This is a genomic window from Campylobacter concisus (assembly GCF_003048835.2).
Lineage (GTDB): Bacteria > Campylobacterota > Campylobacteria > Campylobacterales > Campylobacteraceae > Campylobacter_A > Campylobacter_A concisus_D.
The window spans coordinates 1,636,072-1,650,440 of sequence record NZ_CP060705.1 but is presented as its reverse complement, the minus strand read 5'-3'; the positions used below and the strand labels follow the sequence as shown (position 1 = coordinate 1,650,440).

The following is a 14,369-nucleotide window of genomic DNA, read 5'->3' as shown; positions in this document are numbered from 1 at the left end:
TTAATGAAAATTTTTTCATTTTCTTCCTTTTTAAAATGTCTTTATAGTAATTACACCAATTTTGGAAAAAATCTGCGCTAGAAATGCAAATTTTCGTAAAAAAGTTTATTTTTTAGAAAGAAAAGTTAAAAATATTAAAATGATAGAGGTTAAAATTGCGTATTTAAAGGAGTTTTAGATAAAAAGATTATCCGCCCCAGATGAGGCGGATGAGAGATTATTTTTTAGTAGGAGGATACATCTTCCAGCTGCTATCTACCTTCCAGTCTATTGGGTGGCAAGACATACAAGTATTTAGCTTTTGCGGATGATGCACGGCATGGCATGACTGACACTGAAGCATCTCATTGTCTTTATTGTGAGTGCCTTCATGTGGGTTAGATAGGCCGTAGTGTGCGGTCTTTTTCCTGATATCAGCTATCTTGTGACAGCTGGTGCACTGCTCGTTAGTAAAGCCTCTTTGTTTTGTTGGTGTCTCAAAGTCGCCAGTTGCATACATCCTGACCTCATTTAGCTGCTCACCTATAGTTGGAGTGTGGCAGTCGTGGCATGTTACATTTGCATCTTTATGCTTTTTAGCTAGCAAATTTCCTTTTGTATAAGAGTCGTATTCTGGTTGCATGTTGTGACACAAGATACAAAATTCAGCCTTGTGGCTAGCTGCTTCTATCTGATGAAAAGCTATAAAGCCCACGATAGCGGCTACTATTAGTCCTATTATCGTATATTTTTTTCTATTGCTCATGCTTGTACTCCTTTTGCGTTTGCCACAGCCTGATAGCCCGCTAAGCGTCCGTAGCATAGGCATGTTCCGTAGCTAGTGCCGGCTAAAACTACTGGATAATCACCCAAAAAGCGTCCGCCCATAACATTACCGCAGGCATAAAGTCCAGAAATTTTGTTATAGTCAGTATCTAACACATTTGCAGTGCTTGGCTCTACGGTGAAGCCGCCCATGACGACTAGGCTAGCACCCACACCCATCTTACCAGCGTAAAGTATATATTTATCGGTATTTCAACCGCATCTTTTAGAGTTTTTGTTTTTTTGAATTGTTTATCAAACAAGGAAATGTTTTTGGCAAAAGCGGTGCGGTTTTCAAGAATTATTTTGCTTTATAAAAAGATTCTATGAAATTACTTTGGATTCATATCTAAAAATCTAGTTTATCTTGGTTTGGATTGGAAAAAAGTGTTAATGCAATTTTGATATTTGATTTAACTAGTCTTAATGTTTTGCTTAAATATAAATTCAAAATAAGTATCTCAGTAATATTATGTGGTATGGTTTAGGCTAAATTTAACAAATTTTGGTCGCCACTGTGCACTTTTATCTTTAAAATTCTATAATTGCAAAATGAAATTCAAGAGAAATTATTTTTATATTTTATTGGTTGCCGTTGCTGTGGGATATTTTTATCTAGTTTTTACAAACTATGATGAGAACAAACAACAAACATACAACTCTGCCGTTTCAAGCCAGATAAAAACAGTGCAAAAATACAAAGCAATCATAAATGAGCGCATCGAACAACAAAAGCGACTGCTTGAGGAGACTGCTAAATTTATAGAGACAAAAGACTACATAAAAGACTACGCTACGATAAAAGGCGTGCTTAGCATTGTTGCTAGAACGGGTAGCTTTTTAGCAGTCTATGCCGGCTATCCGGATAGCTACAGATTTGTCGCAAGCAACGATATAGAGCCGCAATATAATTTCTCAGACCGCCCTTGGTTTGTGGCTGCAAAAGAGAGTATGACAACAAGCTTTACCGAGCCTTATATCGACCGCCAGCTTGGCATCTACGTCATCTCTGTCTCAACGCCACTTTTAAAAAATGGTAAATTTATAGGTGTTTTGACGGCTGACCTTGACTTTGAAATTTTTCAAAAAGAGCTTGCCGCGCTCTTTCCACTTGCAAATGGCTCAGCGTTTTTAATGGTAGATGGCAAAAATATTCTTGACCAAACAGAGCAAATTTTAGACTTTTCAGACGCTCAAACCAAAGAGATATTGCAAAAAATTTCAGTTAAAAAACAAGGAAATGAGAAAATTCTTATCAAAAATAAGCCTTATATTTTTGTATATGATACGCTCGCAAATAGCAAATGGATGCTAGTTAGCGTGCTTGATGAGGGTATGATTTACAGGCAAATCGACAAAAAAGCGCTAAAAGATCTTGGTATTTTTTTGGCATTGGCATTTTTTGGCATTTGCTCCTTTGCTACTCTTTATGTGGCGCAGCGAAAATTTTATAAAAACAAGCATCTTTTAAATCTTTTTGCCAAAAACCCAATAGGTGGGCTTGTCATCACAGATAAAGCTGGCAATATCGCCTTTATCAACAAAGAGTTCGAGAAAATTTTTGGCCTAAAATTTAAGGCAAATATCGGTAAAAATTTAAAAGAACTCTCTAGTATTTTTTGCTCATATAAAACCACACAGAGTATATTTACGCAAATCAGCAGCAACCCAACCAAGAGCTTTAGCCTGACTTCAAAAAAGGGCGAGCTGTTTTATAAAACAGAGTTTTTGCCGCTGCTTGACAAGCAAGGCGTATTTGAGGGTGTTTTTATCATGTCGCACGATATCACGCATGAAGTGGGTTTGGAGCAAAATAGGCAAAAACAAGAGCAAATTTTACTGCAAAACTCCAAAATGGCAGCACTTGGTGAGATGATAGGCGTGATCTCACATCAATACAAGCAGCCTCTAAATACGCTTTTGCTTCTTGCAAGCGATACTCATGAGCTGTTAAGCGGCAAGAATGGCGATAAAATGGCACTAAAAAACATTGAAAATATACGTATGAACGTTGAGCTTATGAATGAGACTATCGATGTTTTTAGGGATTTTTACAAAGAGGACTTTTGCGAGAAAGAATTTGACCTAATCAACGTGCTAGATGATGTTTTATACATTTGCCGACCGCAGCTTCAAGTAAAAAATATCGAGTTACGTTTTACATACGAGGAAGGCTCTTATAAGATCAAAAGCTATGCAAACTACATAAAACACGTGCTTATGAACCTTATCACAAATGCAAAAGATGAGCTGGTAAAAAAGGCAAAAAATAGAGAAAATTTCTCTCCTTATGTGGCTATAAATTTAAGCCAAGATGAGAGCAAATTTATTATTACTATCGAAGATAATGCAAATGGTGTAGATAGTGAGCTTTTAGATAAAATTTTCGAGCCGTTTTTTACCACAAAAGGCGACGACGGCACCGGTATGGGGCTTTATCTTTGCAAGCTTATTTTTGAGAAAAAACTACGTGGTGACATAAGGCTTGCAAATGCTAAAAATCCGACAAAATTTGAAATAGAGCTATTAAAATGAATGAAATTTTTAAAGAGTTAGCACACTTAAATGTGCTTTTGGTTGAGGACGACACGCAGTTGCAAGGAGTTTTAGCTGGACTTCTTGCGCCATATGTAAGCCAAATTTATAAGGCGCAAAACGGGCAAGAAGGCTTAGAGTGCTTTAGCAAAAACGACATTGATATTATCATCACTGATATAAATATGACCCATATGAGCGGAACGTCGATGGCAAAACGAGTTAGAGAGCTTGATGCGCGTGTACCTATCATTTTTATTACAGCCTATGATACCGATGAAAATTTACAAAACTCACTAAACATACAAAATTCAAATCTGCTTAAAAAGCTATTTGATAAACAGCAACTTTTAATCATGATATTAATGGCTACAAAAAATGGTTCAAATGCTAATAAGCGATTAAATTTAGGTCGTGGCTTTAGTTATGATACGCAAGATAGGTTGCTTTATAATGAGAATAAAAATATCGTTTTAACTAGAACTGAGCAGCGACTTTTGCATATCCTAGCGATAAATAAAGAGCGAGTCGTATCGTTTGAGATGATAGAAAATTTCACGTGGAGTGGCAAAGTAGCGTCATTTGAAACTATGCGAAACTACATAAATAAACTGCGTAATAAGACCTATGCGCAGCTTATCAAAAACGTTCAAGGACTTGGTTACAAGCTCTCGATCGATGATGAGGCTTGATAGTAAATTTAATTCTAAAAGCAATTCCGTGATTTGATTTAAAAATTGCTGAAAATTTCGACCTAAGCCTGGAGATATAGTCCATCAAAGGCCGAAATTTTCTAGTTTATAGAAATAAAGCACAAATAAAGTTATTCTATTGGGGCTTTACTTTGTAAAAATCTAGTCAAAGTTTGCGTTTCTGTCTCATTAAGTCCAGCGTTGCCGATCATAGTTTTTATAACACTTGGCCAAACATTTACGTTAAACTCATCATATCCGTGTAGTGCATGGCACGCCCCACATCGCTCTTTAAACAACTCTTCGCCAGGCTTATAAACCTCGTCTAAATTTGGCTTTAAGGCCTTTTTTTCGACCGCTCCCTTAACACTAACTTTGATCCATTCATTGTCATAGTCGTCTTTTTGGACGCCATTTTTCTTGAAATTTTTATCGTTTTTAACACTTATGTCGCTCTCTAGGACACCTAGTCTAGCATAAGCTGTATTACCCTCGCCAGGTACAAAGCCGTTATATTCGACTTCGGCGAAATTGCCGCTATCTTTTAATACCTTGACTTTTGCGCCCACGAAAAGCTGACCGATCTCTTTGCCGCCAACCTTATCTAAAATTTTAGCTGGCGTACCGACATAGGCATCGTTAGCAAAAAGCGCAGCACTAAGCCCTAAAAACATAACTATTTTTTTCACTTCTTATCCTTTTTTTGCAAATTTTGGCTGAGAAAAGACCTCTAGGTTTGGCAATTCACCCTCAAATTTCTCGATTTGCACGAGTGCAGTTGCTTGATTTCCCATAGCAAGGCTTGAGGTTGGCTCGTTTGGTATTAGGACGTTTACGTTTCCGTGTCTGCAAAGTCCGTTTTTGTCTGGATCTCACCAGCTACCCTCTTGCATTCTAACAACGCCTTGTTTTACGTTTTTAGTTACGATAACTCCTGCTAAAGTTTGGCCGCGATCGTTAAAAATTCTTACCACATCACCGTTTTCAAGACCTCTAGCTTTTGCATCGTCTGGATGCATCCATACAGGCTCTCTGCCTTGAACTTCTTCAAGGTTTCTAAGCCATGTGTTGTTTAGTTGGCTGTGAAGGCGATATTTTGGGTGCGGGGTTACTAAATTTAATGGATATTTTTTTGTTTTTTCCACGTCTCCTAGCCACTCCATCGGCTCCATCCAAGTTGGGTGCGCCTTGCAGTCATCATAAGCCGCTTTTGCGATCTTTTTAGACAAAATTTCAAACTTGCCAGATGGCGTTCCTAGGCGGTTGATGATAGGATTTTTTCTATACTCAGCCATAGTTACGTATTCGTGAGCGTGAGGCGGGACTTTAAACTCAACATAACCTTTCGCCCAAAACTCATCAAAACTTGGCATACCTAGTTTTGCATCATCGCCCTTTTTCTTTGAGGCATTATAAAACTGCTTGATCCAGTCCATTTCACTCTTGCCCTCACTAAATGCCATATACTCTTTATCGCCAAATTCTTTTAAAATGCCGCAGTAAATTTGGTAGTCGTTTTTAGCTTGCTCGTATGGCTCAGCGATCTTATGCATAGCTATAATAAATTTGTTTGTATGAGATTTTGTGATGTCATCTCTTTCTTGCTCAGTGGTAGCTGGCAAAACGATGTCAGCCATGCGAGCCGAAGCCGTCCAGAAGCAATCTTGCACGATAAACGTATCAAGCTTTTCAAATGTTTTTGCCATTAAATTTGTATCTGGTGCATGGTGAAATGGATTGCCGCCAGCCCAGTATGCCATCTTTATAGTTGGGTAGGTGATCTTTTTGCAGTTAAAATCAACCTCTTTACCAGGGTTATTTATACAATCAAGAATCCTTGAAACAGGAATAGCGATATTGCTGCGGTTTTTCCACTCGCCCTCAGTTGATGGTACGATGCCGATAGCTCCTAGTCCAGGGAAAGCTGTAGATGTCGTAGCAGAGCCGCTTGCAAGTGCAAGTGCGCTGCCGTTTGGCGCAGCTGGACTTGGGCAACCGCCGTCAGAGTAGTGGTAACCAAAGCCATATCCGCCACCAGGCAAGCCGATCTGTCCAATAAACGCAGCAAGAGTTATCATCATCCAGTGAAACTGTTCGCCGTGATGTGCGCGCTGTGGTCCCCAGCCACCCATTAGCATAGTGCGTTTTGAGCCAAAAATTTTAGCTAAATTTACAATCTCTGCTTCGCTCACGCCACAAATTTTTGCCGCCCAAGCAGCATTTTTTACAACTTTATCCTCGCTCTCGCCTTTTAGATAAGCGATAAATTGCTCTGAGCCGCTTGTATATTTTTTTAGAAATTTCTCATCAGCCACGCCAGCGCTCATCATCTCGTAGCATATCGCCATCATCATGGCAACGTCGGTTGTTGGATTGACGAAAATGTGCTCTGAATTTAGATAGTTTGCAGTGTTGTTATAAACTGGATCGATTGTAATGACTTTGATGCCACGCTTTTTCATCTGCTCTTTTAACTTACGAAAATAAATGTAGCTCTCGTGATCTGGCACTCCCCATGCGATCTGGTTTGTATTGATAGGGTCAGCTCCCCATATGACGACAACTTCGGTGTTTTTAAGTATCACAGGCCACGCAGTAACAAGAGAGTTGCCCTCGTCAGAGCCTGCAACGTGTGGCGTGATCGCACTGATAGCATGCTGCGAATAGTTTAGCGTACGAGTAGTGTAGCCACCAATGATATTTAGCATACGGCCAAGAAGCGTTTGCGGATTGTTAATGCTACCAACGCTATACCAACCATAGCTGCCGCCATAGATCGCGCTGCCGCCATATTCTTTATTGATGCGTTTTAGTTCGTCGGCTACTAGTTTAAAAGCCTGCTCCCAGCTTATCTCGACCCACTCGTCCTTACCGCGCATTGATTTGTCGCTTTGATAGCCTTTTTCTAGGTATCCTTTACGCACGCTTGGACGCGCGATACGAGTTTGATCGTAGGTTCTAGCAACCACGCCTTGAGTTAAGCTAACTGGGTAAAAGTCGATCTCGCTAGCATCTAATGCACCTTCGAATTTACCGTTTTTAACTAGCCCTTTGATAGCACCAAAATGGCTTGCGCTCATCTTTGCAGGCGTGTCGCTCATTAGGTTGTCGCTTATGAGACTTGTTGCGTTTAAGCTACTTGCTCCAGCGGCTGTAGCTGCTGCGGCTTTTAAAAAATCTCGTCTTTGCATCTTTTCTCCTTGTATGAAATTTTATGATTAGTTTAAAATATAAATGTAATTTTAAATAAAAAGCATAATAAAAGTATAATTTAAAAAAAATTTGTAAAAAAGTGTCCGAAAGACTCAGATACTATATGTTTTATGTGTTAGGTTTTGAAAATACCTTTACTTTTGGGAATTGCCTGTAAATTTCTCTATATTTACAAGAGCTGTGTGAGATATATTGCCTTGTGCAAGCTTTGATGTGCCCTTATCGATAGTTAGAACATTGAACATACATAGATCCTATCTCGCCAGGATTTTGTGGATCATACCACGCACCATCTGCTACGCAAACTACATCTTTTCTGACATCATCTGTTACGACAGCGCCACATAAAATTTTGCCACGTTTTGATGAAGCAACGACTAAATCACCATTTTTTATGCCTTTTTGTTTAGCATTTTCTGGATTTATCAGAACTGGCTCACGCTACTTCGCCGAGTGATACAAGCTGGCAACGACTCTAAAACTTTTTGCGTCGATAAACAATGAGTGGGAGCTTAAAACGAACAAGCACCGAGTCATAGACATCGTCGATCACTCTGTGGATATGCTTTTACTAAAAGATACAAGCCGCATAGAGGTGCTAGCAGATGACGAGATAAGCGCTGTTGAGGTTGATTTTGAGCTTTATGCGACTGGAGTTAAAAACTTGATCGATAACGCCTTAAAATACTCAAGCGACAAAGTAGTCGTAAGCATAGACGAAAGTGCGCTCTGTATAAGTAGCGTGGGAGACGAGCTTGAGCCAGAAAGACTTGAGTTTGATAGGGCATTTAACAGAAGAGTAGAAACTTCAAATTCTGGACTTGGACTTGGACTTTATATAGCAAATCAAATTTTCAAAAAGCATGGCCATACCCTAAAATACAAACACGAAAATGGCAAAAATATTTTTATGATATGTTTTGTATAAAAAAGATAGTTATTATGAAGCTTTTGAGCTTTCAGGTTGCCCCAAAAGCTCATATAAATGTTATTTTACTAGCTCGTAGCTGTGTTCTTTTGTGCCGTCGAGTAGATTTAAGACTTTGTAGCCTTTGTCACTTAGAATTTGAGCTAGTTTAGCGCTACGGTTGCCGCTGTAGCAGTGTGTGACGATAGTTTTGTCTTTGTTTGCTTCAAGCACGTCTTTGTAGTTATCCACTGGCTCGCCATCAGGTATGCTAATAGCGCCTTTCATATGTCCAGCGTCATAGTCTTTTTTCTCTCTAACATCGATGATTAGAACGTTTGGATCGTTTGCGATCTTCTTAAATTCCTCTGCGTTTATGCTGCCAAATTTAACTAGATCGTAGCTAAATTCTTTCACGCCCTCAGCGTTGCTAAGCTTGTTAAAGCCCTTTGCTTTTAGTATATCTAGTGCCTTGCCGCTGCGGTTGCCGCTATTGCAGTAAAGCACGACGTTTTTGTCTTTGTGGGCGCTTATCTCATCTAGTCTAGCCTCGATCTCTTCAAGAGGGATGCTTATAGCGTGTTTTAGGTGGCCAGCGTTATACTCGTCTACCTTTCTAACGTCGATAACAAGGTAGTCCTCTTTTTTCTTGTTATCAGCTTGTATCGCAGCTAGGTCAGCGCCCTTAAATTTAGCGTCCGCTGGCGCTTTTGTATCGCTGCAAGCTGTGAGAAAACCAAGTGCAAAAAGCACGACTATACCTTTAACTATTTTACTTTTTACGAACATTTCGTCTCCTTTTGTTTTGATAAAATTTCACTATTTATTTTGCCTAAATTTTGCAAAGGTCTATCGACGACCGCCGACTTTTAGGCAGGACTGTATATGCAAATTTATTAATTTCATATTAATAAATTTGCCAAAATCCGCCAAGCATCGCCTCTTTTATCTCGCCCTCGCTACCATTTGCTATGCGGTCTCTATACGAGATCACAGCTGGGCTTTGAGCCTGCCAAATTTGATCAAACCAGCCTAAAAACTTCACCGCATCGTATCGCACAGGAAGTGCCTCGATATAAATTTCGCCGTGTTTAGCGCGGTATATCGCCTCTTTGCTAGGCTTAAGCGCGATGCGAGTTATGAGCCCATAAAGCTTACCGGCGAAATTTGGCATGCCAGCCGCGCCGTTATTTATCACTACGCCATTTTCTAGCGCTATGGCGGCAGGGGCGCATGTGTGCGTGCAGGCTAGCACGTCAAATTTACGCTCTTTAAACCACAAATTTAGCTCATCTTGTCTATCTTTTTGAGCCAAATTTTCACGAGAGCAGCCCCAGCCAGCTAGAAATTTCTCATCTCCGTGCGTGATAGCGATATTTGCGCCGCCGACGCTTACTAGCTCGCATTTGGCACGCTTTTTAAAAATTTCTATAAACTGCTCGCACCCCTCTTTTATAAGGCGGCTTAGGCGTGCATGGATCAAATTTGAGCGATTTATGGTGCCAGCGTCGGTGCATGAGGGATAGAAGCAGCCGCATCCGTTTTGTCCGCTTGCTAGCTCGAACTCTACATTGCCGTTTATCGCCGTTAGAGCGCGTTTTTCTATCTCACGCTCTATCTGGCAAAAGCTCTTTGTCTCCGCGTCAAACCAGTGGATGTCGCCGTTAAAAACGACATCCGCACCCTCGGCGTCCGCCATAGCTAAAATTTCATTGAGCGCAAAGACGTTGCCGTAAAGTCCGCCTACGACATATAGGCAGCGGCTTTGAAATTTTGGCCCCGACGGGAAATTGAGCGCGTAGCTAAGCGGGCAAGAGCTCATCTTTTATCTTTGCAGCCGCAAAGTAGCCCAGGCAGCGCATAGGCAAGCGTGCAAGCGATGAGTCCATATAAATTTATGCCCAAGAGCATTGCGTATTTGCCGCTGCCGATCGCTAAAAACTCAGGGAAAATTTTCGCGTCAAATGCAAATGCGACACCCAAAAATATCCCCAGCCAAAAGCTAAGATGAAAGCCGAGCTTTGTTGGGCTCACAAATCCATGCAACAAAAATACCGGCGCTAGGCCGATCACCATCGTGCCGCTAATCGTCGTAGCCTTTAAGATATCGGTGCCCACGATCATCGGTAAATTTCCAAAAATGGCAAAAAGTATCATCGAGATGATGCCGATTTTTATGGAAATTTTAGCGACGTCTTTGTTTAGCATCGCTGGGATATCGTAGCCAACTAGCTTTGAAAGGCTTGCAAAGGTCGAGTCCAGCGTCGATCCAGCAGCCGCTATCATGACGGCTGTCATCAGGATAGTTGAGCCAATCCCCATGGTTTTAGCAAGCTCGGCCGGGATGTTGCCCTTTGCAGCGATGCCCTCAAGCGAGCCGTAAATGCCGATAAAGCTAAAGATGACGATGGCTATAAAGCCTAAAATCCCCGAGACCACAAAGCTTTTTAGCATTGTTTTTTCTTCGCAGATGAAGCCTCGATCGGTTAAAACAGGGTCGTGAAAAGGGTAGCTAACTAGCTGCAAAACAGCGACTAAAAGCAGATCCACGCCGCCGCCTAAGCTCCAGCTGCCGGTGCTAACTAGCTCGCCCACGCCGTGCTTTGGCAAGATAGTCACGATAACCCAAAGCGTGGCGATGATGAAAACTAAAGCCTGAATGACATCTGTCACGATAGAGCCCCTAAGTCCGCCGCGAACCGAATAAACTAGCGTAAAGAGCGTAAAAAGCGAGGCTGCGATGATAAAAGGCATGCTGCCGCTATCTCCGTAGTAGCCGCCTACGACTGCTGTGTTGCTCCAAACTTCGTTAAAAAGCCTAACCAAGATCGCCACGCAAAATGCGATGCTAGCCGCCGCGCCGTAGTTGCTAGTTAAAAACTGCACGAGTCCGGTCGCTTTAAATTTGCGCCTTAGGCGGTAGATGACGATGCCAGCTATTGGTATACAAAGCCAGTATGTTGCGTACGCTACGCCTCCGACGATACCGTAGCTAGCGCCTAAATTTGCGGCGTTTGTGACTGATTTTGCAAATATCCAGCTGATAAAAATGCTAGTCGTTAGCAAAAATGGCGACACCTTTACGCCGCCTTCGCCTTCACCTTTAAAAAACGATCCGATACTGCGCGCCTTTGGTGAAAAAGCGTACATTATCACGCCGTAAACGATCAAAAAGCCCCAAAAAAAGAGCGACTGATACTCTTGCATTAACTCTCCCTAAACTCTAAAATTTGATCCAAAGCCCTCATGCTATCGCTTATAGCGCAGGGGCAAATTTTCGCAAAGAGTCCTTTTTGCATTATCGCTTCAAGCCCATCAGGCTTGCTTAGATCATGCCCCAAGACCTCTTTGCAGATGCTAGATTTTTGCGTTTTAAAATATATCTCTTTAAAGCGCGCCAAATTTGCATTATATTTTTCTTTATCATCGCCGTAAGCAAGCCCCAAAACTAGCACTGCCGCTAGATATGCGCCGCATACCGAGCCCTCCTGCATGCCACCTAAGAGCCCAAAGCCAAGCTTCATAAGCTGTGCTTCGTTTGCGCCTAGGTGCTGTGCGTAGCGTGCTAATATCATCTGCGCGCAGTTTTGCTCGGCAAATTTTTGTGCTATCTCTTCATTACTCATCATTTTTTATCCTTTAAATTTACGCAAGCGCGCCGCAGCAGCTCGACCCAGCCCCTGCCGTGCAGGCGTAGCAGTAGTCGCGAAAGGCGATCTGCCTACCAAGCTCGCCGCTTTTAGCTAGCTCAAATATATCCTTTGCACCGTGCGCTTTAAGCCCCTGCATCTGGTTAAAATCGCAGTCATAAAGGGCTCCGTCATATCCCACTGAAATTTGCGCTCTACACATGATATTTTGCGCAGCATTTGGGTTAAAATTTGCTTCTAAAAGCTGTATATAAGGCTCTAATTTACCGCTTTTTTCAAGCGATCTTCTAAAACGTCCGATCGGCACATTTGTGATCGTAAAAAGATGATCAAATTCCACGCCAAAAGCGCTTTTTAGCTCTCTTTTGTAGTCTGCTTCAAGCCCAGCTTGATCGCCTGGCAAAAACGCACCGCCCGGGTTATAGACTAAATTTAGCGCCAAATTTCCGCCCTTGCCGTATCCTAGTGCATTTAGCCTCTTTAGAGCCTCTATTGAGCCATCAAATACGCCTCGCCCGCGCATCTTATCGACGTTTTCTTCGGTGTAGCAAGGCAGACTAGCGACTAGCTCCACGCCGTGATCTGCGTAAAATTTAGGCAGATCCTCGTAGTCATTTTCAAGTAGTATTGTTAAATTTGTTCGCACGATGATGTGAGGCGTGATCTTAGCGGCCTCATCGATAAACCAGCGAAAGTGCGCGTTCATCTCAGGTGCGCCGCCGGTGATGTCAAGTGTGCTAAATTTATGCGCGCTAATCGCCTCCAAAACAGCCTGCAAAGTCTCCTTGCTCATCGTCTCCGTGCGCTTTGGCCCAGCCTCGACGTGGCAGTGCGAACAGGCGAGATTGCATATCTTGCCTAGATTTACTTGGATCGTTGAAATTTTATCAGTATGCCTGATCTTTGGTGCTATACGCTCTGTGAAGTTCATTTTCTACTCCTTTTATAAAATTTTAAACTAAGTACGTTTTTTAGATAAGCGGTGTTTGGCGCTTCGTTTACGCCGCTCATCACCGTGGCGAAGTGTTTTATATTTTGCACGCCATTTTTGGCGAAATTTCCGCAGCAAGTGGCGCAGTAGGTGTAGAGATTTGGTAAATTTTTATCCTTGATGGCCTGTGGATATCCTGCGGCGATTTGCGGCTCGCTACTTTTTGCTAGTCCGCCAAGCCCACAGCAGTTTACATCCTTAAAGCTATCTTTGAAATTTGGCACATACTTTTTAAAGGTCTCAAAGATAGGCTTATGTATGCGCTCAGGGCAGGGGTAAAAGATGTGCGCCTCCTCTGTGATCTCGTGGTTTAGGCCAAGCTCCTCAAATTTCTCGTATATGGTCTTTATCTTGACATCCACCTTGTCTTTTAAAAAGTGGTAGCAGTTTGGACAGGCCAAAATGAGCGTCTCTACGCCCTTTGCGGCAAAGAGCTCGTTTAGATGTGCCTTTGTCTTGTCAAAATTTGCATTTGCTTCAAAAAGTGGCTTGCCGCAGCAGTCTATGCTAAAATCAACCCCTAATGGCTCTAAAATTTCGATGATTTTTCTCGTGGTTTTAGGCAAAAAGCCCGGGAAATTGCAGCCGAAAAAGACTAGTTCGCGGCTCTTTTTGGGCGAGTTGTTGGCGTAAAGATATGGCGATTTTAAGAAATTTAGGTAGCGAAAGGGCCTTTTGATCTGTTCTCTATGCTTTAATGCAATCTCGTTGCCGCTGATGTCTTTTGGGCAGACCTTGTAGCACTCGTCGCACAAAAAGCAGCTAAATGCGAGATCTTTTCGCTTTGAAAAATCAAGCAAATTTATATCGTATTTGGTCAAAAACTCGCAGTGTTTCGTACACGCTCCGCACTCTATGCAAAGCTCTGGCGGGTTTTTAATAACTTTTAGTTGTGATTTCATATTTTAAATTTTAATTTTTTATTATTACTAGCGTATATAATCTTAGCCATTTTTTGAAAAATTATATAAAATTTCTGCATCTGTTTTTTCATCATTGAAGTTGATGGAGTAGCAAAAACTAATACTCAAATCATTGATAAATTTCTCAAACAATAAAGGTCTTAATAGCCTTGTTTTATCAGAGTTAAAATCAGATCTATGCTGCCCATCTGGATTTCTTCTTATGCCTTTACAATATATTTTGTCTGGGTTCTCTGAGTCACTAATATTCAGTGATCTTACGAGCGCTTGTCGCTCTATATTTGTTAAATTTTCAGGCATGCACAAAGGAATATCTCGCGATAGTTTCTCGGTAAATTGCCTAATTATGTCACCTAAATTTTGACTATATTCTATTTTAAAATATAATCTAAATTCTTTTACATCGTTTATTAATAACGATGCCGAATTAGCTTCTATTTCATAATCTCGTGAAAGATCTTTAGCATCCATAAAGTGTAGCTTAACTAAAGCGTAATCGCTTATTCTTTTTTCTAGGCCAACAAATCGCTTTACGAGGACTATATAGTCTATGTTTTTATATTTAAACAAAAAACTACAAATCGTCCATTGCTTCAAAGCCATATCTTCTTTTAGCTGTTTTATATTTTTAAGCATTACTATTCTCATTTATAT

Annotated in this window: 15 protein-coding genes; 3 read left to right on the top strand and 12 right to left on the bottom strand. The window is 41.3% G+C overall.

All coding sequences use genetic code 11. From position 1 onward, the window contains the following. Window positions 1-217: 217 nt before the first annotated feature. Window positions 218-745 (bottom strand): cytochrome c3 family protein, encoded by a 528-nt coding sequence (locus CVT08_RS08320; protein ID WP_107785770.1) that lies wholly within the window; start codon window positions 743-745, stop codon window positions 218-220. Then, entirely contained in the window at window positions 742-1,002 is a 261-nt protein-coding gene (locus tag CVT08_RS08315) for an FAD-binding protein (RefSeq protein ID WP_265094276.1), read from the bottom strand. The genes CVT08_RS08320 and CVT08_RS08315 overlap by 4 nt, the downstream gene beginning before the upstream one ends. A gap of 402 nt (window positions 1,003-1,404) precedes the next feature. Here CVT08_RS08315 and CVT08_RS08310 point away from each other — a divergent pair, with 402 nt between their 5' ends. After that, window positions 1,405-3,339, top strand: a complete 1,935-nt coding sequence (locus CVT08_RS08310; RefSeq protein WP_199907299.1) for a cache domain-containing protein — start codon at window positions 1,405-1,407, stop codon at window positions 3,337-3,339. Beyond that, the gene (locus CVT08_RS08305) at window positions 3,336-4,031 is read left to right on the top strand and encodes a response regulator transcription factor (protein ID WP_107855808.1); all 696 of its coding nucleotides are present in this window, start codon (window positions 3,336-3,338) and stop codon (window positions 4,029-4,031) included. Before CVT08_RS08310 ends, CVT08_RS08305 begins: the two co-directional genes overlap by 4 nt. 131 nt (window positions 4,032-4,162) lie before the next feature. Here CVT08_RS08305 and CVT08_RS08300 read toward each other — a convergent pair whose 3' ends face one another. From CVT08_RS08300 to CVT08_RS10520, 3 genes are all read right to left on the bottom strand, one after another. Continuing rightward, window positions 4,163-4,720, bottom strand: coding sequence for a hypothetical protein (locus tag CVT08_RS08300; RefSeq protein WP_107855809.1), 558 nt, complete (start codon window positions 4,718-4,720; stop codon window positions 4,163-4,165). 183 nt (window positions 4,721-4,903) lie between these two features. Beyond that, a complete protein-coding gene (locus CVT08_RS08295; protein WP_265094277.1) occupies window positions 4,904-7,237 on the bottom strand; it encodes a molybdopterin-dependent oxidoreductase in 2,334 nt (777 codons plus the stop codon). A gap of 226 nt (window positions 7,238-7,463) precedes the next feature. Beyond that, the gene (locus tag CVT08_RS10520) at window positions 7,464-7,640 is read right to left on the bottom strand and encodes a molybdopterin dinucleotide binding domain-containing protein (protein ID WP_230855978.1); all 177 of its coding nucleotides are present in this window, start codon (window positions 7,638-7,640) and stop codon (window positions 7,464-7,466) included. Window positions 7,641-7,806: 166 nt separating this feature from the next. Here CVT08_RS10520 and CVT08_RS08285 point away from each other — a divergent pair, with 166 nt between their 5' ends. Continuing rightward, window positions 7,807-8,172, top strand: coding sequence for an ATP-binding protein (locus CVT08_RS08285; protein ID WP_230855977.1), 366 nt, complete (start codon window positions 7,807-7,809; stop codon window positions 8,170-8,172). Between the two features lie 60 nt (window positions 8,173-8,232). Here the strand turns inward: CVT08_RS08285 and CVT08_RS08280 are convergent, their stop codons facing one another. The 7 genes from CVT08_RS08280 to CVT08_RS08250 all read right to left on the bottom strand — a co-directional run bounded on the left by CVT08_RS08280 (window position 8,233) and on the right by CVT08_RS08250 (window position 14,351). Then, window positions 8,233-8,940, bottom strand: coding sequence for a rhodanese-like domain-containing protein (locus CVT08_RS08280; protein ID WP_107855810.1), 708 nt, complete (start codon window positions 8,938-8,940; stop codon window positions 8,233-8,235). A 118-nt stretch (window positions 8,941-9,058) separates the two neighbouring features. Beyond that, entirely contained in the window at window positions 9,059-9,973 is a 915-nt protein-coding gene (locus CVT08_RS08275) for a metallophosphoesterase family protein (RefSeq protein ID WP_107855811.1), read from the bottom strand. Then, window positions 9,970-11,358, bottom strand: coding sequence for a sodium:solute symporter family transporter (locus CVT08_RS08270; protein ID WP_107855812.1), 1,389 nt, complete (start codon window positions 11,356-11,358; stop codon window positions 9,970-9,972). The genes CVT08_RS08275 and CVT08_RS08270 overlap by 4 nt, the downstream gene beginning before the upstream one ends. Further along, window positions 11,358-11,780: a C-GCAxxG-C-C family protein gene (locus CVT08_RS08265; protein WP_107855813.1), complete on the bottom strand. Its 423-nt coding sequence runs from the start codon at window positions 11,778-11,780 to the stop codon at window positions 11,358-11,360. The genes CVT08_RS08270 and CVT08_RS08265 overlap by 1 nt, the downstream gene beginning before the upstream one ends. Before the next feature lie 16 nt (window positions 11,781-11,796). Beyond that, window positions 11,797-12,732 (bottom strand): arsenosugar biosynthesis radical SAM (seleno)protein ArsS, encoded by a 936-nt coding sequence (gene arsS, locus CVT08_RS08260; protein ID WP_107855814.1) that lies wholly within the window; start codon window positions 12,730-12,732, stop codon window positions 11,797-11,799. Continuing rightward, window positions 12,729-13,694, bottom strand: a complete 966-nt coding sequence (locus CVT08_RS08255) for a heterodisulfide reductase-related iron-sulfur binding cluster (protein ID WP_107855815.1) — start codon at window positions 13,692-13,694, stop codon at window positions 12,729-12,731. Before CVT08_RS08255 ends, arsS begins: the two co-directional genes overlap by 4 nt. Before the next feature lie 42 nt (window positions 13,695-13,736). After that, window positions 13,737-14,351 (bottom strand): DUF6037 family protein, encoded by a 615-nt coding sequence (locus tag CVT08_RS08250; protein ID WP_107855816.1) that lies wholly within the window; start codon window positions 14,349-14,351, stop codon window positions 13,737-13,739. Window positions 14,352-14,369: the final 18 nt, after the last annotated feature.